The organism is Lentzea sp. NPDC004789 (assembly GCF_053601075.1).
Genome location: NZ_JBSGBE010000001.1, coordinates 479,722 through 501,697, shown reverse-complemented (window position 1 = coordinate 501,697; position 21,976 = coordinate 479,722). Strand labels below are relative to the sequence as shown.

The window sequence follows — 21,976 nt, the reverse complement described above, 5'->3', positions numbered from 1 at the left end:
TAGTTCAGGAAGAGCCGAATCAGATCGTGACGCCGCGGGCGTTGAACCAGGGCAGCGGGTTGATCTTCTGGCCGGCCGGGTTCCAGATCTCGCAGTGCAGGTGGGGGCCGGTCGAGAAGCCGCGGTTGCCCATGCGGGCGATCTGCTCGCCTGCCTTGACCTGCTGGCCTTCGCGGACGTTGAAGCTGTCGACGTGGCCGTAGACGGAGATGTAGCCGTCGGCGTGCTGCACGCGCACCCAGAGGCCGAAGCCGGAGGCCGGGCCCGCCTCGATGACGACGCCGTCGGCGACGGAGTAGATGGGAGTGCCGATGGGGCCCGCGATGTCGATGCCGAGGTGCATGGTGCCCCAGCGGCCGCCGTAGCCGGAGGTGAACTCACCGGCGGCGGGGCGGACGAACTTCGGGCGGCGCTTCTCGGCCTCTTCGGCCTCGCGCTGGGTGGTGAGCTGCTGGCTGCGGAGCAGCTTCTGGGCTTCGGCCGAGCCTTCGGAGGTGGTCTTGGAGACCGCGAGGATCTGCGGGGCGGAGGCGGTGTCGCCACCCTGACCGGTGAACGCCGCGGCGCCGTCGGTGTGGTTCGCGAGCTGGACGTCCTTGCTGTCCTTCGCGGCGGCCTGGAGAGTCTGGCCCGCGCCTGCTGCGGCGAAAGCGCCTACTGCGACGGCGGCGACGACGATGCGTCCGCGGAGCGCCGACGGTGGCGGGGGGAGCCGGTGGGAGCTGATGGTGCGCGTGGAGGCACGGTCGACTGCCTCGTCGAGCGCAGCACTGCGTTCATGGCCGCCGGGGGAGCGGTGGTGACTCAAAGCTTGCCCTTCCGCCTTCGGGGAGCCTGATCGGTGGACTGCCGGGCGGGGGATTCCCGGTGAGCCAGATTTCGGGGTTCTGACTCGGTGTCCTTCTGTGATCAGACCGTGACAACGGACCGGGGGACAGTAACGGCGGGGAGCCTCAGAGGGCAAACCCCAGTTCGTTATGTCCCCCGAAGAGGCGGCAACCAGGAGGTTTCAACTGTCAACTGTGACCGTCGGTCACTTCGGGCGGGCGACACGCCTCACCGCCAGCGGCGATGGGGTGACCCAGGGAGTCGTCCGATCGAGTGATGGCTGTCACAACTACGTGAAGAGTCCTCGTGTCAACCGGCAAAGAAAGGTGACCTGAATCACGTATCTGGTGCTCCTCGACGAGCAATGAGGAGTGCTCCAGCCGGGCGTTGCGCTGCGGCACGATGATCTGATCCATCTCCGACCACACCACGACGAAGCGCGTGCGGCACGGGCGGCAGGGCTCTTCGAGCTCCGACAGCAGCTCCGAACCGGGGCGCAGCTGCCGGGTCAACGGCGTCGGCAGCAGGTACGAGAGCAACGTGCCGCGGTGTGGCGTCCCCAGGGTCACGAGCGTCCGAACGCGTGCATCGCCGTGCAGCCGTTGTACGTAATACCTCGCGATGAGCCCGCCGAGCGAATGGCCGACCACGTGCACCTGGTCGGCGCCGGTCTGCTCGCAGATCCGCTCGATGTGCGCACCGAGCAGCGCGGCCGAGCGGCGGACATCCCCCGTCAACGCCGTCAGCACGCTGTAGTTGATGGCGTGCACCACCCCGAAGCCCCGCCTCCGCAGCGCCCCCGACAGCACCGCGAAGGCGGAGCGGTTGTCCCCGATGCCGTGCACCAACACGATCGGGGTGCCCGCCGCGTCCATCGCCGAAACCATCAGCCCGCGCTGCAGGGGTGGCAGACCGTCGGTGCGGTAGTGCCGGAACTGGCCGTCCTGGCGCAGCTGCTCGGTGATCGCGCCCCACGGGTAGAGCACTGCGTGGGCCGTCAACCAGGCCGCTTCCATCGCGACTCCACGCAGACCGCCGGGCGTGGCCATCGCGCGCAACGCGACCTTCACCTCTTCGGCGACATCGCGCGCGGTGTGCACACCCCACCCGGCACGGTCGAGGACGGCGTCAGTCAGACGCGTCATCCACGACCGGCTGTTATCGCTCACATGAGCGACGGTAAGTGATGAAGTCACCGGCTAGGAGTACCCGACGCGTCTTTTCCACATGCGAACGAATTTCGTCTCATTAGGTACTGACCGCTGACGCGGAAACCACCAGGTGACTTGCTAGGTTCGCCCGCGATGACTCGAACCGAGCTCGAGAACCAGACCCCGGCCGCCGCTCGGCTGCGCATCTCGTGGGCGCTCGCCTCGGCGGGCGGTCTCCTCCTCGCCGCGGGCCCGCTGCTCGGCGTGGTCAAGGGCGCGGAACCCGCCTTCACGTCGTGGCCGCTGCTCGCCCTGCTGGCGCTGGCGCCGCCGGCCGTCGCGGGCGTGCTGCTCTTCCGCGGCAGGCCGTTCGTGGCGGCGGGACTGATCGCGGCGGTCGGTGTCCTGTCCCTCGGACGACTGCTGAGCGATCTCCAGATCGCGTTCGCCCCGATGGCCGTGGCGCGCCCCGAGCTGTTCCGGCCGACCACCCTGCTCGCGGTCACCCCGTCCGCCGGGTTGTGGCTGCTGGTCGCCGGGCACGTGCTGGTGATCGCGGGTGGCGTGCTGGCGGCCGGTCGGGCCGGCCTGCCGGCGGACGAGTCGGAGCCCCCGGCCCTCGTGGCCCTTCCGGTGATCATCGCTGCGGTGGCGACCGTCGGGTTGCTCGGCAAGCCGTTCACCTCGACGGACCCGTTCCAGCTCGACCGCGGGCCGTGGGACCTGCCGGTGCTCGGCCTGACCGGTGGCCTGCTCCTGGCACTCGCCGCACCGCTCGCCACCGCGCTCGCGGCCAGCTCGCCCGACCCGGACACCCGCGAGGGCGGGGCGTTCGGCGTGTCGCTCGCGCTGCTGGCGGTGGTGCTGCCGCCGCTGGTGGCGGGCACGGTCGCGACGGGTCTCGGCATCACCGCCGGCTCGGTGCTCGTGCTGCTCGCCGCGCTGATCCTGCCCGCGGTGCCGCTGCTGGCCAGGCTGGCGCGGGTGCTCAGCGGCAAGCGCGACGAGACCCGCGACCCCGCCTTGCCGACGGTGCGGCGCATGCACGTGGCAGCGGGTGTGCTCACTGTTCTCTCCGCTCTGATGGTGCTCATCGGCGCGGTCCTGCCGCAGCTCGTCCTCTCGACGGGCGGGGACGCGCCGGAGCTCGCGTCCGCGAAGCTGCTCTGGCCGGCCGGGCTCGCGTTCGGCGTGCTGGGTCTCGCGTTGCTCGTGCCGTCCGTCGCCGCCGCAGTGCGCCCGGCGTTGCTGTTCGGCTTCCTCGCGGTGCAGCTCGCCGCGGCGGGCGCGGCCGAACCCGTCCTGACCGCGAGCCAGGCGGGCATCGCGCAGCCGGGTGCCGGTTTCTGGCTGATGGTCGTCGAGCTCCCGCTCGGCCTGCTCGCGCTGGTCTGCGCGGGTCTCGCCGGTGCGGTCGAGCGCGAGAACGCCGAACCCGGCCGCAAGGACGAGGTCCCGATGACCGAGCTGGGCGCGGCACTGCTCGCCGGGCTCTTCGCGGTGGGCGCCTTCGCGTTGCCGGCCGTGCGCGCCGCCGACTACAAGGCGCCGACGCTGGGGTCCGACAACGACGTGGCGATCTGGGTGGCGTTGTTCGTCTCACTCATGCTCCTGATCATCGGCCTGGTGGTCGCGCTGCGGTCGAGGCCGGCTCGCGGCGCCGCGGTGCTCGCCGGCGCGGTGCTGCTGATGGGTGTGCGGGCGCTGGAACTGCCGCTGACGGGCGACAAGGTCGTGGGCGCGACGGCAGGTCCAGGCACGTGGCTCGCGCTCGCGTCGGTGGCCGCACTGCTCGTCGCGGCGGGCCTGATGGGCGCTCGCGCGACCCGGTGAACCCGCTCATTCCTGTATTCGCGCGCGTGCGCGTGATCGACCTCACCGCCGTTGAGACCGACCTCACCAGTGGTGGCGTGCGAGCGGTAGCCGCAGCTCGATAGTGTCTTGGCCCAGCCGCGTCAAGTGGGTTCGCACGGCCCCTTGAGGACCACCCAGGCGCGGTGTTCCGACACCGACGTCGCAGGAGACCCGAGTGGACCTGTACGAGTACCAGGCGAAGGACCTCTTCGCCGCCCACGGCGTCCCGGTACTGCCGGGCGATGTGGCCACCAACCCCGCCGACGCCAAGGCCATCGCCGCGAAGTTCGGCCAGCCCGTCGTCGTCAAGGCCCAGGTCAAGACCGGCGGCCGCGGCAAGGCCGGTGGTGTGAAGCTCGCTTCCACCGCCGAGGAGACCGAGGAGAAGGCGACCGCCATCCTCGGCCTGGACATCAAGGGGCACATCGTTCACCGCGTGCTGGTGACGCCCGCCTCCGACATCGCGGAGGAGTACTACTTCTCCTTCCTCCTCGACCGTGCCAACCGCACGTTCCTCGCCATGGCGAGCGTCGAGGGCGGCATGGACATCGAGGAGGTCGCGGCCACCAAGCCCGAGGCCCTCGCGAAGATCCACATCGACGCCATCAAGGGTGTCGACGCGGCCAAGGCGAAGGAGATCGCCGACGCGGCGAACTTCCCGGCCGAGGTCAAGGACCAGGTCGTCGACACGATCGTCAAGCTGTGGGAGACCTTCGTCGCGGAGGACGCCACGCTCGTCGAGGTCAACCCGCTGGTCCGCGACCCGCAGGACAAGATCGTCGCGCTCGACGGCAAGGTCACGCTCGACGAGAACGCCTCCTTCCGCCACCCGGCGCACGCCGAGCTGGTCGACAAGGCCGCGGAGAACCCGCTCGAGGCCAAGGCCAAGGAGAAGGGCCTCAACTACGTCAAGCTCGACGGCGAGGTCGGCATCATCGGCAACGGCGCCGGTCTCGTGATGTCCACTCTGGACGTCGTGGCGTACGCCGGTGAGCAGTACGGCGTGAAGCCCGCGAACTTCCTCGACATCGGCGGCGGCGCGTCCGCCGAGGTCATGGCGAACGGCCTGGACGTCATCCTCGGCGACGAGGCCGTGCGTTCGGTGTTCGTGAACGTCTTCGGTGGCATCACCGCGTGCGACGCCGTCGCCAACGGCATCGTCAAGGCGCTGGAAATCCTCGGCGACGAAGCCACCAAGCCGCTCGTCGTCCGCCTCGACGGCAACAACGTGGAGGAGGGCCGCCGCATTCTCGCCGAGGCCAACCACCCGCTGGTGACCGTTGTCGACACGATGGACAACGCGGCCGCCAAGGCCGCCGAGCTCGCGGCTGCGGGGGTCTGAGAACGATGGCTATCTTCCTCAACGAGAACAGCAAGGTCATCGTCCAGGGCATGACCGGTGCCGAGGGCACCAAGCACACCAAGCGCATGCTCGCGTCCGGCACGAACATCGTCGGTGGCGTGAACCCGCGCAAGGCCGGCGAGAAGGTCGACTTCGACGGCACCGTGCTCCCGGTCTTCGGTTCGGTCAAGGAGGCCATGGAGGCCACCGGCGCGAACGTGACCGTGATCTTCGTGCCGCCGGCCTTCGCGAAGGCCGCCGTCGTCGAGGCGATCGACGCGGAGATCGAGCTGGCCGTCGTCATCACCGAGGGCATCCCGGTGCACGACACCGCCTACTTCTGGGCGCACGCCGTCGCGACCGGCAACAAGACCCGCATCATCGGCCCGAACTGCCCCGGCATCATCAGCCCCGGCAAGTCGAACGCCGGCATCATCCCCGCGAACATCGCGGGCAGCGGCAAGATCGGTCTGGTGTCGAAGTCCGGCACCCTGACCTACCAGATGATGTACGAGCTGCGGGACTTCGGCTTCTCCACCGCGATCGGCATCGGTGGCGACCCGATCATCGGCACCACGCACATCGACGCCCTCGAGGCCTTCCAGGCCGACGACGAGACCGTCGCGATCGTGATGATCGGTGAGATCGGTGGCGACGCCGAGGAGCGCGCGGCCGCGTACATCAAGGAGAACGTGACCAAGCCGGTCGTCGGCTACGTCGCAGGCTTCACCGCCCCCGAGGGCAAGACCATGGGCCACGCCGGCGCCATCGTCTCCGGCTCGGCGGGCACCGCGCAGGCCAAGAAGGAGGCCCTCGAGGCCGCCGGCGTCAAGGTCGGCAAGACGCCGTCCGAGACCGCCGCCCTGATGCGCGAGATCATGAACGCTCTCTGACGAGTAGTTCCAGAGCAGCACACGAGGGCCGGACACCGGAGTACTTTCGGAGTCCGGCCCTCGCTCGTGTGGCGGAACCGGCATGATCCGGTCATCGTCTGAGCATGTGCGTCAAGTAGCGTTTTGAAGCATCACTCGGCTGGAGGAGGAGACCTCGACATGTCCGTGCCTTACGGCGCACCCCAACAGCAGCCGCCGGGTCCGGCACAGCACCAGGCACCGCCTCAGGCCCACGGCGCCCCCGGCGCTCCCGGCGCCAACAACATCAACCTCAGCCTGATCCTCCCGCTGGTCGCGGCCGGTCTGGGCCTCGTCGCCTACCTCATCGCGTTCGCGGACGACGTCAGCAGCGGCAACGTCACGTACCTGCTCGCCGCGGGCATGCTCGCGGGGCTCACGGTGCTGCCGAGCATCCCGAGGGGCTTCGTCCCGGTCGCCGCGATCCTGGCGGCCGTGCAGACGTTGCTGCAGCTGCAGGGCATCATCAAGTCGCCGTCGGTGCAGGGGCTCGACATCGTCGTGCTCATCATCGCGCTGCTGGAGACCGCGGCGATCGTGCTCGCCTTCCTGCTCGCCGAGGGCATCGTGAAGTTCGAGCCGAAGCCCGCGAACCCCTACGGCGGTCAGCCCGGTCAGCCCGGTGGCTGGAACCCGCAGTCCGGCGCCTTCCCGCAGCAGGGTCAGCACCCGCAGCACGGTGCGCCCCAGCCGCAGGCTCCGCAGCAGCAGCCGCAGTCGTTCGGCCAGCAGCAGTTCGGTCAGCAGCCGCAGCAGCCCGCGCAGCCGGGTCAGCCGCCGCAGCAGACCAGCTTCATGCCGCAGCCCGGCCAGTTCGGTGCCCCCGGCACGCCGCCCGGTGGCTTCGGCGGACCGCAGCAGTAAGTGTTCGACCGCTGTGCTGGTTTTCTTCTGGGGTGGTGCCGGGTCTCCGGCACCACCCCTGTCGTATGACCCGGCGTGCCTCACTCGAACGGCCCAGCCGGCCTGACACAGTGGAGAAGTGCCCGTGCTGCAACGCGAAGTGACCCGTGAGGTCGCCACCGTGCGTCCGCCCGAGTTCTCGCGCTCCGAACGCATGCGCGTGCTCGTGGCGGCCGCGGTCGGATCGGTGGTCGTCGGGTACGCCGCCGTCGCCGCGGTGCTCGCGCTGGTCTCCGCCACGGCCACGTACGCCACCTTCTCCACGGCCGGTGTGCTCAGCGCGGCCGCGCCCGCGTGGCTGGCCGCGCACCACGTGCCGTTGCGCTTCGACGCGGGACAGCTCGGCGTGCTGCCGCTGCTGCCCACCGCGTTGCTGATGCTGCTCGTCGGCCGCACCGCCGCGGGCACGGCGGACCGGCTCGGGCTCTACGAACCCCTCCAGGCGCGCGGTGTCGTGCTGAGCATCGCCGGTGCGCACGCGGTCGTCGGCGGCACGATCGCGTTGCTGATGGGCGACGGCGTCGTGCGCGCCACGCCCGCTGTCGCGTTCTTCGGCTGCGCCGCCGTGTCCGGTCTCGCCGCCACGCTCGGCGTCGCCCGCCGCTGCGGTCTGGTCGAGATGGTGTTCGACAAGCTCGACCCGGTGGCGCTGCACGGTCTGCGCTCGGGCTTCATGGCGCTGTTCGCACTGGTCAGCGTGGGTGCGCTGGCGGTGGCGGGCGGGCTTGCGGCCTCGTGGTCGAGGACGGGCGAGCTGTTCGCGGGCGCGGGTCCGTCGGTCGGCGTCGGGCTCGGGGTGTTCCTGCTGTGCCTGGCCTACCTGCCGAACGCGATCATCGCCGGCTTCTCCTACGTCGTGGGCGCCGGCTTCTCGCTCGGCGGGGTCGAGGTCTCGCCGATGCGGTTCGTCGGCGGGCCGGTGCCTCCGGTGCCGCTGCTCGCGGCGATGCCGGAGGAGAAGTCCGCGTTCAGCCCGGCCGTGCTGGCCGGTGCGGCGCTGATCGGCGCGTTCGTCGGCTGGACCTGCCGCAAGGTGTCCGACCGGCCGGCCTCGCGGTTCCGCGCGGTGCTGGTCGCCGCGGTGACCGCCGCCGTGGGCAGCCTGGTGCTCGCCGCGACCGCCGGTGGACGGCTGGCGTCCGGCGCGTTCGACCCCGTGACGGTGCCCGCGGGCCTGTTGGCGCTGATGGTGGCGCTGTGGGTGCTGGTGCCGGGTGTGCTCGTCGCGTGGCTCGCCGGGTCGAGGGTGAAGCCCGCGGTGGTGGCCGATGACGCCGAGTTCGTCGAGCCGGACTTCGACGAGGAGGAAGCGGCCGACTCCGACGTCGTGTTCGAGGACGACGAGCTCACCGACCAGTTCGAACAGCTCGAAGTGGTGGACGAGGACGAGTTCGAGGTCGAAGAGGACCTCGAAGACGACGACTACTACGACGACGAAGAAGACGAGTACGACGACGAGGAAGAGCCGGAGGACGTCGTCGAGGAGGACGAAGAACCCGAGGAAGACGTTGAGGCAGAAGAAGAGGGCCTCGACGCGGAGTTCGACGAGATGCTCGGCATGGAGCCGGAGGAGGACCTGGACGGCAAGCCGGAACGGTGACGTCATAGGCTGCCCCTGAGCTGCTGCAACACCGCCGCACGACCAGGAGTAGACGCTGAGCACCGAACTTCGGCTTCCCACACCGGCGCGCGTCGTCGTACTCGTCTCCGGTTCCGGAACCCTCATGCAGGCGTTGCTGGACGCCGACCTCCCGATCGAGGTGGTCGCGGTCGGCGCCGACCGCGAGAACATCGAGGGCCTCAAGCGCGCCGAACGCGCCGGGGTGCCGCACTTCGTCGTCAAGCTGCGCGACCACGCCGACCGGGCCGCGTGGGACGTCGCGCTGACCGAGGCGGTCGCGTCCTACGAGCCCGACCTCGTGGTGTCCGCCGGCTTCATGAAGATCACCGGCCCGGCGTTCCAGGCGCGCTTCGGCGGCCGGATGATCAACACCCACCCAGCGCTGCTGCCCGCGTTCCCCGGCGCCCACGGCGTGCGGGACGCCCTGGACTACGGCGTGCACGTCACCGGAGCGACCGTGCACCTGGTCGACACGGGCGTGGACACCGGGCCGATCCTCGCGCAGGAGGCCGTGGTCGTCGAACCCGGCGACACCGAAGAGACCCTGCACGAACGCATCAAGGTCGTCGAACGCCGGCTGCTCGTCGAGACGGTCGGCCGGCTGGCCCGTGAGGGCTGCACCGTGAACGGACGAAAGGTGAGCATCCCGTGACCACTCCTGCCGAGAGGCGACCGGTCCGCCGGGCCCTGATCGGGGTCTCCGACAAGGCCGGCCTGCTGGAACTGGCCACCGGCCTGCACGCGGCCGGAGTCGAGATCGTGTCCACCGGCGGCACCGCGAAGGTCCTCGCCGACGCGGGCGTCCCGGTGACGCCGGTCGAGCAGGTGACCGGGTTCCCCGAGTGCCTCGACGGCCGCGTCAAGACGCTGCACCCGCGCGTGCACGCCGGTCTGCTCGCGGACCTGCGCAAGGAGACGCACGTCCAGCAGCTGCGCGAGATGGACATCGCGCCGTTCGACCTGCTGGTCGTGAACCTCTACCCGTTCACGCAGACCGTCGCGTCCGGTGCTTCGCCCGACGACTGCGTCGAGCAGATCGACATCGGCGGCCCCGCGATGGTCCGCGCGTCGGCGAAGAACCACGCGAACGTCGCGGTCGTCGTCGACCCGGCGCGCTACGAGTGGGTGCTGGAGAACGTCCGCGAGGGCGGCTTCACGCTCGCCGACCGGCAGAAGCTGGCCGCGGACGCGTTCCGCCACACCGCCACCTACGACGTGGCCGTGGCGTCCTGGATCGGGAACGCGCTGGCGCCCGACGACGAGGGCAGCGGCTTCCCGGGCTGGGTCGGTGCGACCTGGAACCGGTCGAACGTGCTGCGCTACGGCGAGAACCCGCACCAGCACGCCGCGATCTACACGCAGGGCGACGGCCGCGTGGGCCTGGCGTCGGCGAAGCAGTTGCACGGCAAGGAGATGTCGTACAACAACTACCTCGACGGCGACGCCGCCTGGCGTGCCGCGTGGGACCACGAGCTGCCGTGCGTCGCGATCATCAAGCACGCCAACCCGTGCGGCATCGCGGTGTCCGACGTGAGCATCGCCGACGCGCACCGCAAGGCGCACGAGTGCGACCCGGTCAGCGCGTTCGGCGGCATCATCGCGGCCAACCGCGAGGTCACCGTGGAGATGGCCGAGTTCGTCTCGGAGATCTTCACCGAGGTGATCATCGCTCCGTCCTATGCGGACGGTGCGGTGGAGGTGTTGCAGCGCAAGAAGAACGTGCGCATCCTCGTGGCCGAACCGCCGGCCCGCGGTGGTGCCGAGATGCGTCCGGTGTCCGGCGGCCTGCTGCTGCAGCAGCGCGACGCCATCGACGCCGAAGGCGACTCGCCGGCGAACTGGACCCTCGCGTGCGGCAAGCCCGCGGACGAGAAGACGCTGGCGGACCTGGAGTTCGCGTGGCGCGCCATCCGTGCCGTGAAGTCGAACGCGATCCTGCTGGCGGACAACGGTGCCACCGTCGGTGTCGGCATGGGCCAGGTCAACCGGGTCGACTCGTCGCACCTCGCGGTGAAGCGCGCGGGTGAGCGGGCCAAGGGTGCCGTCGCGGCCTCCGACGCGTTCTTCCCGTTCCCGGACGGTCTTGAGGTGCTGCTGGAGGCCGGCGTGCGCGCGGTCGTGCAGCCCGGTGGCTCGGTCCGCGACCCCGAGGTGATCGCGAAGGCCGAGGAGCACGGCGTGACGCTGTACCTGACGGGCACGCGCCACTTCGCGCACTGATGTGCTGAGAGAACGGGGCCGTCTCCTTCGTGGAGGCGGCCCCGTTTCCGTCAGAGCTTCGCGACCATCGCTTCGGCCAGGCCCTTCGCGGCGGCTTCGAACTCCGGGACGTCCGGCTTGGTGTGGGTGAAGACGCCCGCGTCCCAGCCGGTGTAGTCGACCTGGACGACGGTGTCGCCCTTGCGCACGATGATCCAGATGTCCGTGATCGCGGAGTCGTCCTCCTGCACGAGCACCGCCGCGGCCTTGTCGCCGAGCCCGTCGAGCGGCTTCTGCTGCGGCACACCCCTGGTCTTCATGTGGTCCGCCACCATCTCGTCGACGTCGGTGCGGTTCGAGTTGGTCGTGACGTACACGGTTGCGCGGCGGTAACCGGTGCCGTCGACGTCCTTGGTCTGGCTCCACTCGCAGATCGTGCGCTTGGTGTTCTCGCCCATGTCGAACTCGGACGAACCGAGCCCGTCCGGGTTCGTGACGCGAGCCTTGGCCAGTGCGGCCTCGGTGATGTTCCCGCACAACGCCGGCAGCTTGTCGGCGCGCTTCGGATCGCCGCCGTCCCTGTTCGCGTCGAGGTGGAGGACGAGTGCGACGGCGCCGCCACCTCCGAGCACCAGCAGACCGACGATCAGCAGGATGATCAGCGGTGCCTTGCTCTTCTTCGGTGGCGGCGGTGGCGGATGGCCGTAGGCCGGCGGGGGCTGCTGCCATCCCGGCGGGGGTTGCTGCCATCCGGGTGGTGGCTGCTGCCACCCGTGTGGTGGTCGGTTCACGGTTTTCCCCAGTAAGTCCCAGTGATCCGGCCACCGTAGATGACCTTGTCCGACCGCGTGCGCCTGTCCCCCGAAAGAGTGACGCCCTGGCATTGACACAGGGGTGCGGAGGCGCGCTACGATCATCCCGTTCGTTCGAACAGGAGTTCGAATAAGCAAGTCGCCGAACTTCCCGCGGCGGCCGTGCACAGGGGTGCGCACGGTCCGAGACGGGAGGTGGGTGGAGTGTCCAGGTCGGCAACGGCGTCGTTGGCCGCGCTCGGGGTGAACCCGGCCAGCGAGCTGACCAGCACCACCACCGACCACGCCACGGGGCGGGTCCTGCCGGTTCGCGGGGAACTGGCGGGCCTGCTGCCGTGGGGCGGCTTGCGGCGAGGCAGCACGGTGTCGGTGGGCGGATCGACATCGTTGCTGCTCGCCCTGCTCGCGGGCGCGACCGCGGACGGCTGCTGGGCCGCCGTGGTCGGTCTGCCGCAGGTGGGCGTGCTGGCCGCGGCCGAGCTCGGGGTCTCGGTGCAGCGGCTGGTACTCGTCCCGCAGCCCGGTGCCGATCCGGGCCCTGTCATCGCGGCCCTGCTGGACGGCATCGACCTCGTGGCCGTCGCCTGTCCACTACCTCCCTCACTCGCGCGTCGCCTCACCGCGCGCGCCCGTCAACGCCGCGCCGTCCTGATCGCCTTCGGGGCCTGGCCCTCGCCCGACGTGGCGCTCACCGCGGAGTCCGTGCGCTGGAACGCGCTCGACGACGGCGCGGAAACGTTGCGGCGTCAGCAGATCAGCGTGCGCAGCGGTGGCCGCGGCGAGGCGGGCAAGCCCAAGCACGTGGTGCTGACGTTCGGCGAAGAAGAGATCGAGCTCCCGCTGGTGGCCGGTGACCCGCCCGCGTCCGACGAGCCGGCTGATGCCGGTCCGGACCGGGTCGACGAACTGGCCTCCAGGCGGGCTACAACCAGGGGTCGTCCTGCGTGAAGGACACCCGTCTCCTCGCGGTCTGGTGCCCCGACTGGCCCGTCGTCGCCGCCTGCACCGCCACCGGCACCAGTCAGCACGTGCCGGTGGCGGTCCTCGACGGCAACGAGATCGTGTCCACCTCGGCGGTGGCACGGGCCGAGGGCATCCGCGGAGCCATGCGCAAACGCCTGGCCGAGTCGATGTGCCCGGAGCTCGTGACCTTCGAGCACGACCCGCAGCGCGACGCCAGGTTCTTCGAACCGGTCGCGGCGGCGGTCGAGGAGCTCGCGCCCGGCATCGAGGTCGTGCAACCGGGCCTGGTCGCGGTGCCGGCGCGGGGGCCGGTCGGCTACTTCTCCTCCGCCGAGCAGGCGGCCGAACGCATCGTCGACCACATCGCCCAGCACACCGGTGTCGAAGCCCAGGTGGGGGTGGCCGACAGTCTCTTCGCGGCCACGAAAGCCGCGCACCGCAACGTGATCGTGCCGCCGAACGGGACAGCGGAGTTCCTCAGACCGTTGGGTGTGCACGAGCTTGACGCGCCGGAGCTGGTCGATCTGTTGCGAAGACTCGGCCTGAAGACGCTCGGTGCGTTCGCGGACGTCCCGGAGAACGCGGTGGCGTCACGGTTCGGCGGCCCGGCCACGCGGCAGCACCGCCTGGCCCGCGGCCTGCCGGAACGCCCGCTCGACAAGCGCAGACCCGCGCCGGAGCTGGCCGTGACGGAGACCTTCGACGAACCGGTCGAGCGCATCGACTCGGCCGCGTTCGCCGCGAAGATCCTCTCCGAACGGCTGCACGAGAACCTCGCGAACCGAAGCCTCGCGTGCACCCGGCTCGGCATCCACGCCCGCACCGAACACGACGAGGAGCTGCACCGGGTGTGGCGGGCCGCGGAACCGCTGACACCGAGGGGAATCGCGGACCGCGTGCGCTGGCAGCTCGACGGCTGGCTCACCCGCGAACGCCTCACCTCCGGCATCAGGACGCTCACCCTCGAACCGGTCGAGGTCGTCAACGGCACCGCGCTCCAGCTCGGGTTGTGGGGCCACGACGACGAACGCGCGGTACGAGCACTGCTGCACGTCCAGGGCCTGCTCGGCCCCGACGGCGTGCTCATGCCGGTGCTCGACGGCGGCAGAGGGCCGAAGGAGCAGGTCAGGCTCGTGCCGTGGGGTGACGAGCGGGTGCCGGTGCGCAACCCGGACCACCCGTGGCCCGGCCGGTTGACCAGGGCGCCGGCGACGCTCGCGGACGACCCGGCCGAGCTGAAGGACGCGAACGGCGACGAGGTCGGCGTGACCGGTCGTCTCGAACTCACCGCGCGGCCTCAGAGCCTTGTGGTGAAAGGGAAAGCGCAGGAGGTGACCGCGTGGGCCGGGCCGTGGCCGGTCGACGAGCGGTGGTGGGCGCCGGACCCGCACCGGGCCGCGCGGGTCCAGGTGCAGACGCCCGACCAGGCGTTCCTGCTGATCCGCAGGGACCAGAGGTGGTTCTTGGAAGGGGTGTACGACTGATGCACGACGACCAGTACTGGGAGCTGCTGGAGCTGCTGATCCCGTTGCCGCGCAAGGCTTCCGGTGGGGTGGAATAACCCGCCGGTCCGCTGGAGGGAGCTGGAACGCGCTCTTTCCGGCAAGCCCGTCGAGCAGAAACCCGACGGCGGCGACGGTCCGGGGTGGTCACGGCACCGCGACCGGTACACCGCGCCGCCGGGGTTCCAGCTGCGCGTGGACGAGCTCGCGGTCACCCGCAAGCGCGTGCCGTACGCGGAGCTGCACTGCCACAGCAACTTCAGCTGGCTCGACGGCGCGAGCCACCCGGAGGAGCTCGTCGAGGAGGCGCAACGGCTCAAGCTCGACGCCATCGCGATCACCGACCACGACGGCATGTACGGCGTGGTGCGGTTCGCCGAGGCCGCGAAGGAGCTCGGGATGCACACGGTGTTCGGCGCCGAGCTGAGCATCGGCCTCTCGAAGCCCGCCAACGGTGAGCCGGATCCGGAGGGCGACCACCTGCTTCTCCTCGCGCGCCAACAGGAGGGTTATCACCGGTTGTGCCGCACGCTCACCACCGGACACCTCCACGACGACGCGGAGAAGGGCAAACCCGTCTACGACCTCGACCAGGTCGTGGCGGACACCCGCGGCGAGGTCGTGGTGCTGACGGGCTGCCGCAAGGGAACCGTCCGCAGGGCGTTGGCCAGGGAGGGCCCGGAGGCGGCGTACCGGGAGATCGTCCGGCTCACCGACCTGTTCGGCACGGGACGCGTCCACGTCGAGCTGACCGACCACGGCCTGCCCGAGGACAGCAGGCGCAACGACCTCCTCTTCGCGATGGCGCAGGACCTCAAACTTCCCGTGGTGGCGACGAATGCCGTGCACTACGCCACCGCGAGCCGCGGCAGGCTCGCCGCCGCGATGGCCGCCGTCCGCGCTCGGAGCAGCCTCGACGACATGGCGGGCTGGCTGCCGCCGGCACCCGCCGCGTTCCTGCGCAGCGGTGAGGAGATGTGGCACCGGTTCCGCCGTTATCCCGGCGCCGTGCACAACGCCGCGTTGCTCGGCATGCAGCTGGCGTTCGACCTCCGCCTCGTCGCACCGCAGCTGCCGCCGTTCGACGTGCCGCCCGGTCACACCGAGAGCAGCTGGCTGCGTCAGCTCACCCACGAAGGCGCTCGGCGCAGGTACGGCGACCACGACGAGAAGGCGTTCCGGCAGATCGAGCACGAACTGAAGATCATCGAACAGCTCGGTTTCCCCGGCTACTTCCTGGTCGTGCAGGACATCGTGAACTTCTGCAAGCGCAACGACATCCTCTGCCAGGGCCGGGGTTCCGCGGCGAACTCCGCGGTCTGCTTCGCGCTCGGCATCACCAACGTGGACGCGGTCCGCTTCGACCTGCTCTTCGAACGCTTCCTCGCCCCCGCCCGCGACGGCCCTCCCGACATCGACGTCGACATCGAGTCCGACCGTCGCGAGGAGGTGATCCAGTACGTCTACACCAAGTACGGTCGCCGCCACGCCGCCCAGGTCGCGAACGTCATCACCTATCGCGCCCGTTCCGCCGTGCGCGACATGGCCCGCGCCCTCGGCCACTCGCCGGGCCAGCAGGACGCGTGGAGCAAGCAGATAGACCGGTGGGGACCGCTCAGCACCACCACCGACGACTGCGACATCCCGCGTCCGGTGCTGGAGCTGTCCGCGCAGCTGGAGAACTTCCCGCGGCACCTGGGCATCCACTCCGGCGGCATGGTGATCTGCCACCGCGCGGTCAGCGAGGTGTGCCCGGTGGAGAAGGCGCGCATGCCCGACCGCACGGTGCTGCAGTGGGACAAGGACGACTGCGCGTCCATCGGCCTGGTGAAGTTCGACCTGCTCGGTCTGGGCATGCTCTCCGCCCTGCACTACGCCATCGACCTCGTGCGCGACCACGAGGGCGTCGAGGTCGACATGGGCAAGGTCGACCTGGAGGACGAGCGCGTCTACGAAATGCTGCAGAAAGCCGATTCCGTCGGGGTTTTCCAGGTGGAGAGCCGCGCGCAGATGGCGACGTTGCCGCGGTTGAAGCCGCGGGAGTTCTACGACCTCGTCGTCGAGGTGGCGCTGATCCGGCCGGGCCCGATCCAGGGCGGCTCGGTGCACCCGTACATCAGGCGCCGCAACGGGGTCGAGGAGTGGGACTACGACCACCCGTTGCTGGAGAACGCGCTGCACAAGACCTACGGCGTCCCGTTGTTCCAGGAACAGCTGATGCAGATCGCGGTCGACGTGGCCGGTTTCACCGCCGCCGAGGCCGACGAGCTGCGCAGGGCCATGGGCGCGAAACGGTCGACGGCCCGCATGGAACGCCTGCGCGACCGCTTCTACGAGGGCTGTGCCTCGAACGGCATCGGTGAGGAGCTGGCGGGCCGCATCTACGCGAAACTGCTGGCGTTCGCGAACTTCGGCTTCCCCGAGTCGCACGCGCTTTCCTTCGCGCACCTGGTGTTCGTGAGCGCGTGGTTCAAGCTCTACCACCCGGCGGCGTTCTGCGCGGCCCTGCTCCGCGCGCAGCCGATGGGCTTCTACTCGCCGCAGTCCCTGGTGGCCGACGCCCGCCGCCACGGCGTGACCGTGCACGGCCCATGCGTGAACGCGTCACTGCCCTGGGCCGGTCTGGAACCGTTCGAGGGCAAGAACGCCGTCCGCATCGGGCTGTCCGCCGTGCGCGGCATCGGCGAGGCGGACGCCAAGCGGATCGTTGCGGCACAACCGTTCCGCGACATGGAGGACTTCGGTTCCCGCGTGCAGCTGACCACGGCCCAGGTGGAAGCCCTGGCCACCGCGGGCGCCTTCGCCTGCTTCGGCCTGGAACGCCGCGAAGCGCTGTGGGCGGCGGGCGCGGTGGCCGCGATCCGGCCGGACCGCCTGCCCGGCACCGCGGTCGGGGTGGACGCGCCGTCGTTGCCCGGCATGGACGAGGTCGAACTGGCCGTGGCGGACGTCTGGGCCACGGGCCTGTCGCCGGACAGCTTCCCGACCCAGTTCGTGCGGTCCAAACTGGACTCGATGGGGGCCCTGCCGGTGACCGCCCTCGCCTCCGTGAAACCAGGTACGCGCGTGCTGATCGGTGGTGCGGTGACACATCGGCAGCGCCCGGCGACGGCGGGCGGGGTCACGTTCCTCAACATCGAGGACGAGACCGGGATGGTGAACGTCGTGTGCTCGCCCGGGTTGTGGGCGCGGTATCGGCGGGTGGCGCGCAGCAGCGGGGCGATGCTCGTGCGCGGGGTGGTGGAGTCGGCGGAGGGCGTGGTCAGCCTGATGGCGGACCGGTTGCAGCACCTGGACCTGCGCATCCCGTCGAGGTCGCGCGACTTCCGCTGAGCCGGTCCGGTGTTCGGCGTCAGGGCCTACCGGGGGGCCGAGCCCGGTCTTCCCGTCGAGCAGCGCACGGGCGAGATCTCGGTGCTGCGATGAGTCTCAACTTGGCCGCTGGTCTTCTCCTCCGGACACATCCACCTTCCCGCGCGCGATTTGGAGGAACCTGTGAAGCTCCTGCTCACCTCAGGTGGCGTGACGAACCCGAGCATCCACTCGGCGCTCGTGCAGCTCCTCGGCAAGCCGATCTCCGAGTGCCACGCCCTCTGCGTCCCGACCGCCCAGTGGGCTCACCCGATGTGCGATCCGGTCTCGGTGCGGGGATTCGTGGCCGCCGAACCCCGGTGGCGGCACTTCTCCGGCCTGGACTGGGCGTCGCTCGGCGTCCTCGAACTCACCGCGCTGCCCACCATCGGCGCGCAGCGATGGGTTCCCTGGGTCCGGAAGGCGGACGTGTTCCTGGTCGGTGGCGGCGACGCGACGTACCTGTGCCATTGGCTGCGCGAGTCCGGGCTGGCCGATCTGCTGCCTTCGTTGCCAGACGCGGTCTGGGTGGGAGTGAGCGCCGGAAGCATGGTGATGACGCCCCGGATCGGAACGTACTTCGTCGAGTGGCCATCAGCACCGGACGACCGCACCCTGGGCGTCGTCGACTTCTCGATCTTCCCGCACCTGGACGCCTTCCCCACGAACACCCTGGCCGACGCAGAGCGGTGGGCCGCCGAAATCGGCATCCCGGCGTACGCCATCGACGAACAGACAGCCATCAAGGTCGTCGACGGTTCCGTCGAGGTCGTCTCCGAAGGGCGATGGACGAAGTTCGGGTCGTAGCCGCTCTTCCGCGAAATGAGCAAGGCACCCCGGAAAGGGGCGCCTTGCAAAGTCGGATGCCCGCGAGTCGAACGCGGTGTGTCCTCATCCCAAATGAGGTGGGTTAGCCGTCTCCCTCGCATCCGCGAGTACCCCTGCCAGGAGTCGAACCTGAATCTCGGCGTTCGTAGCGCCGCGCCTTTTCCATTGGGCTACAAGGGCGAAATGAAAGTGCACAGAATGGAGAGAGCCGCCCTGCTCGGTTACCCGAGGGGCGGCTCCCTGAACATGACGCACTACCTGGTCATGAAGGGGAGCCTGTGCCGCTCACCTGCGAGAACGGTCGCGGGAACGGTCGAGCTGAGCTGAATCGGCGGCTCATGGCGTTCCCCTTCCGTCTCGGTGTTGACCCAAGTATTGCGGCGCTCGCGGTCCCCGTCAATCATTTTAAGCGCGCTCGTAGGTCAGGAACGAAACTCCGCTCTCGAACAGTCGCGCGTTGGTCCGCGCGAACTTCGTGATGTCGGCCTTTCCGTCGAACAACGGGATGCCGCGCCCGAACACCACCGGGTTGATCTTCAGCAGCAGCTTGTCGATCTGGGGCAGCAGTTCGGCGGCCAGTTTGCCGCCGCCGCACAGCCAGATGTCGAGGCCGTCCTCCTCCTTCAGTTCCTGCACGCGGCCGAGAACGTCCTCGCGGATCACCTCGACGTCGTCCGGGGTGCCGGTCAGCGACGACGACACCACGAACTGGCGCAGGTGCGCGTAGGGCGAGGCGAGGCCGCCCGGCACCTGGTAGGTGTTGCGGCCCATCAGCACCGTGTCGAAGTTCCGGTTCGGCTCGTTCTCCAGGCCGAGTGCCGAGCGGAACTGGGTGGGCAGCGTGTCCGGGTACTCGGCGTTGATGCCGGCCATGTGGTCGCCTTCGAAGATGAACCCGTCGAAGGTGCCGTCCTCGGCCGCGATGAACCCGTCCAGCGTCACTGCCACGTAGTAAACGAGCTTTCGTATACCGATCATCCCCTCAGAGTGTTCCAACCACGACAACCGTAGTACTATGCCTGTAGTGGTTGTCAAGGAGGAACCTTGGTCAAGAACGAAGCGAGGCGGACGGCGCTGCTGGACGCGGCGATCGACGTCCTGGCGGAGGAGGGCGCGCGGGGGCTGACCTACCGTGCGATCGACGCGAAGGCCGCGGTGCCGGCGGGTACGGCGTCGAACTACTTCGCCAGCCGTGACGACCTGATGTCGGAGGTGGCGATCAGGGTCACCCAGCGGCTCATGCCGTCCGAGGAGTCCATCGCGGAGTCGCTCGCGCTGCCCCGCGACAAGGCGCTGAGCCTCAAGTTCATGCACGACATCGTCGAACGAGCGGACGCCGACAAGGCCAGCTACCTGGCGATGATGGAGCTGCGGCTGGAGGCCACGCGCAGGCCGGACCTCCGCACCGCGCTCACCAGGACGGTCGCCGGCAACCTCGACTTCAACATCGCGTTCAACGAGGAGTCGAAGCTGCCCGGCGACCGGATGACCGTCATGCTGCTGTACTTCGCGATGACGGGGTTGATCTACGAACGGCTCACGCTGCCGGACGTCGTCGCGCCGATGGACCTCGACGAGCTCATCGAGGTCCTCGTCGACCGCGCTATCGGCCCGAACTAACGGCTGAGCGGGCCGCCGGTGATCGTCAGCGACACGGCGATCACCACGACGCCCAGCGTGGAGTAGAGGAACGCGTCCATGCCGCGGCCGCGGATCTTGATCAGGCCGGCCTGCTCGTCGGTCACCAGGACCCGCAGCACGGCCGCCACCAGCAGCGACAGGCCGAGCAGCACGGCGCCCTGCCGCCAGTGGTACTGGAAGATCCGCACCAGCCCGAACACGCCGATCCCGAGCACCAGCGCGAACGGCAGGTGCTTGCCGGGGCCCGACCGCCAGCGCTGTTCCGGCATGAGCGCTTCCGCGTCAGACCGCCGCATGGGCGCGCTCGGCGGCTTCGACGGTGTTGGTCAGCAGCATCGCGACGGTCATCGGGCCGGCGCCACCGGGGATCGGGGCGAGCCAGCCGGCGACCTCGCGGACCTCGGGGGCCACGTCGCCGACCAGACCGGCCTCGGTGCGGGTGATGCCGACGTCGATCACGGCCGCGCCCGGCTTCACCATGTCGGCCGTGATCAGGCCCGCGCTGCCGGCGCCCGCGATCACGATGTCCGCGCGGCGCACCTCGGCGGCGAGGTCCTTGGTGCCGGTGTGGCACAGCGTCACGGTGGCGTTCTCGGTGCGGCGGGTCAGCAGCAGGCCGATCGGGCGGCCGACGGTGACGCCGCGGCCGACCACGGTGACGTTCGCGCCCGCGAGCGGCACGTCGTAGCGGCGCAGCAGCTCCACGATGCCGCGCGGGGTCGCGGGCAGCGGGGCGTCCACGCCGAGCACCAGCTTGCCCAGGTTGACCGGGTGCAGGCCGTCGCCGTCCTTGCGCGGGTCGATCCGCTCCAGGATCGCGTTCGCGTCCAGGTGCTTGGGCAGCGGCAGCTGCACGATGTAGGCGGTGACCTCGGGGTTGGCGTTCAGCTCGTCGATGACGGCTTCCAGCTCCTCCTGCGTCGTCGACTCGGGCAGGTCGCGCCGGATCGACTTGATGCCGACCTTCTCACACGCCCTGTGCTTGCCCTTGACGTACGAGTGCGAGCCGGGGTCGTCGCCGACCAGCACCGTGGCCAGACCGACCGGGCCGGGCAGCGCGGCGACCCGCGCCTTGAGGTCCTCGAACAGCGCGTTCCGGGTTTCGTTGCCGTTGAGCAGCGTCGCAGTCACGCCCTCATCCTCCCACTGGGCAGCGCGGCGACGCCCACCGACACCAGCGTCAGCACGACACCCACGACCGTCGGCAACGCCAGGTGCCCGCTCGTCGCGTCGAGCAGCACGGCGCCGATGAGCTGCCCGCACACCGCGCACAGCCCGACCATCAGCACCCCGATGAACCGCACGGACACGATCGCCCCGCCCACGCCGACGATGCCGAGCAGCCCGCCGGCGTAGAGCCACCAGTCCGGCGGGAACTCGCCGGGCACACCGCGCGCGGCCACCAGGTTGACGAGCAGCAACACCGTCGTGCCAGTGGTGAAGTTCACGAGAATCGTCGCCACCGAGTGCCCGGCGGCCTCGCGCACCAGCCCGTTCACCGCCTGCTGCCAGCCCAGCAGCAGCCCGCCGGCCAGCGGCAGCACCGCGAGCCACAACGCGCCGGGCGAGGTGAACCGGTCCGACACGGCGACCACCACCGCGACGACACCGACCACCGCGCCGAGCACCCGGGTGAGCGTCAACGGCTTCGGCTCGCCCGGCCCGATGCCCCGCCGGTCCACGACCAGGCTGCTCACCACCTGCCCGACGACCACCGCGACGGTGAACACCGCCACGCCGATCGTCGTGATCGCGATCCCCTGCGAGGTCACCAGGAACGCGCCCGAGATCCCGCCGATGCACTCCCACCAGCGAATCCGCCGCCCGGCCAGCGCGTTCCGCAACCGCCGCAGCCCGTCGCGCCCGGACTGTCGCGACAGGACCACCACCACCAGCACGAGCCACCCGCCGCCGAACGAGATCAACGCGGCGAGGAAACCGTTGTGCAACGACTCCGCCAGCGACCCGTTCACCCGGCCCTGGACCGCGACGGCCACCCCGCCGATCGCGGCCAGCAGACCACCGGTCACCTGCGCGGACCGCGACACGAACTCCTCCAGGCGAGACGGG

General features: G+C 70.1%; 20 protein-coding genes and 1 tRNA gene. 13 read left to right on the top strand and 8 right to left on the bottom strand.

Annotated features, from left to right (window positions below; translation table 11 throughout):
• Nucleotides 1-19: 19 nt before the first annotated feature.
• Together ACWEIJ_RS02445 and ACWEIJ_RS02440 are read right to left on the bottom strand one after the other, a co-directional pair.
• A complete protein-coding gene (locus ACWEIJ_RS02445; protein WP_449835419.1) occupies nucleotides 20-808 on the bottom strand; it encodes a M23 family metallopeptidase in 789 nt (262 codons plus the stop codon).
• Nucleotides 809-1,016: 208 nt separating this feature from the next.
• Nucleotides 1,017-1,973 (bottom strand): esterase/lipase family protein, encoded by a 957-nt coding sequence (locus tag ACWEIJ_RS02440; RefSeq protein WP_449835418.1) that lies wholly within the window; start codon nucleotides 1,971-1,973, stop codon nucleotides 1,017-1,019.
• 159 nt (nucleotides 1,974-2,132) lie between these two features.
• Between ACWEIJ_RS02440 and ACWEIJ_RS02435 the strand changes: the two genes are divergently transcribed.
• From ACWEIJ_RS02435 to purH, 7 genes are all read left to right on the top strand, one after another.
• Entirely contained in the window at nucleotides 2,133-3,812 is a 1,680-nt protein-coding gene (locus ACWEIJ_RS02435) for a hypothetical protein (RefSeq protein ID WP_449835417.1), read from the top strand.
• A 196-nt stretch (nucleotides 3,813-4,008) separates the two neighbouring features.
• Entirely contained in the window at nucleotides 4,009-5,175 is a 1,167-nt protein-coding gene (sucC, locus tag ACWEIJ_RS02430; protein WP_449835416.1) for an ADP-forming succinate--CoA ligase subunit beta, read from the top strand.
• Nucleotides 5,176-5,180: 5 nt separating this feature from the next.
• Entirely contained in the window at nucleotides 5,181-6,068 is an 888-nt protein-coding gene (gene sucD, locus ACWEIJ_RS02425; protein ID WP_449835415.1) for a succinate--CoA ligase subunit alpha, read from the top strand.
• 159 nt (nucleotides 6,069-6,227) lie between these two features.
• Nucleotides 6,228-6,950, top strand: a complete 723-nt coding sequence (locus ACWEIJ_RS02420) for a DUF5336 domain-containing protein (RefSeq protein WP_449835414.1) — start codon at nucleotides 6,228-6,230, stop codon at nucleotides 6,948-6,950.
• 124 nt (nucleotides 6,951-7,074) lie between these two features.
• Nucleotides 7,075-8,589: a cell division protein PerM gene (locus ACWEIJ_RS02415; protein WP_449835413.1), complete on the top strand. Its 1,515-nt coding sequence runs from the start codon at nucleotides 7,075-7,077 to the stop codon at nucleotides 8,587-8,589.
• 55 nt (nucleotides 8,590-8,644) lie between these two features.
• Entirely contained in the window at nucleotides 8,645-9,262 is a 618-nt protein-coding gene (gene purN / locus ACWEIJ_RS02410; protein ID WP_449835734.1) for a phosphoribosylglycinamide formyltransferase, read from the top strand.
• Nucleotides 9,259-10,830 carry a bifunctional phosphoribosylaminoimidazolecarboxamide formyltransferase/IMP cyclohydrolase gene (gene purH, locus ACWEIJ_RS02405; RefSeq protein WP_449835412.1) on the top strand — a complete coding sequence of 524 codons (1,572 nt, stop codon included), beginning with the start codon at nucleotides 9,259-9,261 and terminating at the stop codon, nucleotides 10,828-10,830. The genes purN and purH overlap by 4 nt, the downstream gene beginning before the upstream one ends.
• Nucleotides 10,831-10,880: 50 nt before the next feature.
• Here purH and ACWEIJ_RS02400 read toward each other — a convergent pair whose 3' ends face one another.
• Nucleotides 10,881-11,600: a hypothetical protein gene (locus ACWEIJ_RS02400; RefSeq protein ID WP_449835411.1), complete on the bottom strand. Its 720-nt coding sequence runs from the start codon at nucleotides 11,598-11,600 to the stop codon at nucleotides 10,881-10,883.
• Between the two features lie 225 nt (nucleotides 11,601-11,825).
• Here ACWEIJ_RS02400 and ACWEIJ_RS02395 point away from each other — a divergent pair, with 225 nt between their 5' ends.
• The 4 genes from ACWEIJ_RS02395 to ACWEIJ_RS02380 all read left to right on the top strand — a co-directional run bounded on the left by ACWEIJ_RS02395 (nucleotide 11,826) and on the right by ACWEIJ_RS02380 (nucleotide 18,244).
• The gene (locus ACWEIJ_RS02395; RefSeq protein WP_449835410.1) at nucleotides 11,826-12,569 is read left to right on the top strand and encodes a hypothetical protein; all 744 of its coding nucleotides are present in this window, start codon (nucleotides 11,826-11,828) and stop codon (nucleotides 12,567-12,569) included.
• Nucleotides 12,566-14,068 (top strand): DNA polymerase Y family protein, encoded by a 1,503-nt coding sequence (locus tag ACWEIJ_RS02390; RefSeq protein ID WP_449835409.1) that lies wholly within the window; start codon nucleotides 12,566-12,568, stop codon nucleotides 14,066-14,068. The genes ACWEIJ_RS02395 and ACWEIJ_RS02390 overlap by 4 nt, the downstream gene beginning before the upstream one ends.
• A 63-nt stretch (nucleotides 14,069-14,131) precedes the next feature.
• Complete coding sequence (locus ACWEIJ_RS02385) at nucleotides 14,132-17,419, top strand: error-prone DNA polymerase (protein ID WP_449835408.1); 3,288 nt, start codon at nucleotides 14,132-14,134, stop codon at nucleotides 17,417-17,419.
• Nucleotides 17,420-17,581: 162 nt separating this feature from the next.
• The gene (locus ACWEIJ_RS02380; protein ID WP_449835407.1) at nucleotides 17,582-18,244 is read left to right on the top strand and encodes a Type 1 glutamine amidotransferase-like domain-containing protein; all 663 of its coding nucleotides are present in this window, start codon (nucleotides 17,582-17,584) and stop codon (nucleotides 18,242-18,244) included.
• Between the two features lie 129 nt (nucleotides 18,245-18,373).
• On the opposite strand, the gene ACWEIJ_RS02375 is transcribed toward ACWEIJ_RS02380, so the two are convergent.
• Nucleotides 18,374-18,445, bottom strand: a tRNA-Arg gene (locus ACWEIJ_RS02375).
• A gap of 18 nt (nucleotides 18,446-18,463) precedes the next feature.
• Here ACWEIJ_RS02375 and ACWEIJ_RS02370 point away from each other — a divergent pair.
• Entirely contained in the window at nucleotides 18,464-18,592 is a 129-nt protein-coding gene (locus ACWEIJ_RS02370) for a hypothetical protein (protein WP_449835406.1), read from the top strand.
• Between the two features lie 78 nt (nucleotides 18,593-18,670).
• Here the strand turns inward: ACWEIJ_RS02370 and ACWEIJ_RS02365 are convergent, their stop codons facing one another.
• Nucleotides 18,671-19,243 (bottom strand): dihydrofolate reductase family protein, encoded by a 573-nt coding sequence (locus tag ACWEIJ_RS02365; RefSeq protein WP_449835405.1) that lies wholly within the window; start codon nucleotides 19,241-19,243, stop codon nucleotides 18,671-18,673.
• 66 nt (nucleotides 19,244-19,309) lie between these two features.
• On the opposite strand from ACWEIJ_RS02365, the gene ACWEIJ_RS02360 reads away from it, so the two are divergent.
• Entirely contained in the window at nucleotides 19,310-19,885 is a 576-nt protein-coding gene (locus ACWEIJ_RS02360) for a TetR/AcrR family transcriptional regulator (protein ID WP_449835404.1), read from the top strand.
• Here the strand turns inward: ACWEIJ_RS02360 and ACWEIJ_RS02355 are convergent.
• The 3 genes from ACWEIJ_RS02355 to ACWEIJ_RS02345 are packed head-to-tail and all read right to left on the bottom strand — an operon-like array spanning nucleotide 19,882 to nucleotide 21,954.
• Nucleotides 19,882-20,202 carry a DUF3017 domain-containing protein gene (locus ACWEIJ_RS02355; protein WP_449835403.1) on the bottom strand — a complete coding sequence of 107 codons (321 nt, stop codon included), beginning with the start codon at nucleotides 20,200-20,202 and terminating at the stop codon, nucleotides 19,882-19,884. The genes ACWEIJ_RS02360 and ACWEIJ_RS02355 overlap by 4 nt on opposite strands.
• On the bottom strand, nucleotides 20,189-21,037 hold the full coding sequence (locus ACWEIJ_RS02350; RefSeq protein WP_449835402.1) for a bifunctional methylenetetrahydrofolate dehydrogenase/methenyltetrahydrofolate cyclohydrolase: 849 nt from the start codon (nucleotides 21,035-21,037) through the stop codon (nucleotides 20,189-20,191). Before ACWEIJ_RS02350 ends, ACWEIJ_RS02355 begins: the two co-directional genes overlap by 14 nt.
• Nucleotides 21,034-21,954 (bottom strand): DMT family transporter, encoded by a 921-nt coding sequence (locus ACWEIJ_RS02345; RefSeq protein ID WP_449835401.1) that lies wholly within the window; start codon nucleotides 21,952-21,954, stop codon nucleotides 21,034-21,036. The genes ACWEIJ_RS02350 and ACWEIJ_RS02345 overlap by 4 nt, the downstream gene beginning before the upstream one ends.
• Nucleotides 21,955-21,976 lie beyond the last annotated feature (22 nt).

Bases quoted from the DNA above. Each gene is read 5' to 3' on its own strand.
- ACWEIJ_RS02365 (WP_449835405.1), bottom strand. From the start codon at position 19,243: ATGATCGGTATACGAAAGCTCGTTTACTACGTGGCAGTGACGCTGGAC.
- ACWEIJ_RS02435 (WP_449835417.1), top strand. From the start codon at position 2,133: ATGACTCGAACCGAGCTCGAGAACCAGACCCCGGCCGCCGCTCGGCTG.
- ACWEIJ_RS02370 (WP_449835406.1), top strand. From the start codon at position 18,464: ATGGAGAGAGCCGCCCTGCTCGGTTACCCGAGGGGCGGCTCCCTGAAC.
- sucD (WP_449835415.1), top strand. From the start codon at position 5,181: ATGGCTATCTTCCTCAACGAGAACAGCAAGGTCATCGTCCAGGGCATG.
- ACWEIJ_RS02420 (WP_449835414.1), top strand. From the start codon at position 6,228: ATGTCCGTGCCTTACGGCGCACCCCAACAGCAGCCGCCGGGTCCGGCA.
- ACWEIJ_RS02440 (WP_449835418.1), bottom strand. From the start codon at position 1,973: ATGACGCGTCTGACTGACGCCGTCCTCGACCGTGCCGGGTGGGGTGTG.
- ACWEIJ_RS02355 (WP_449835403.1), bottom strand. From the start codon at position 20,202: ATGCGGCGGTCTGACGCGGAAGCGCTCATGCCGGAACAGCGCTGGCGG.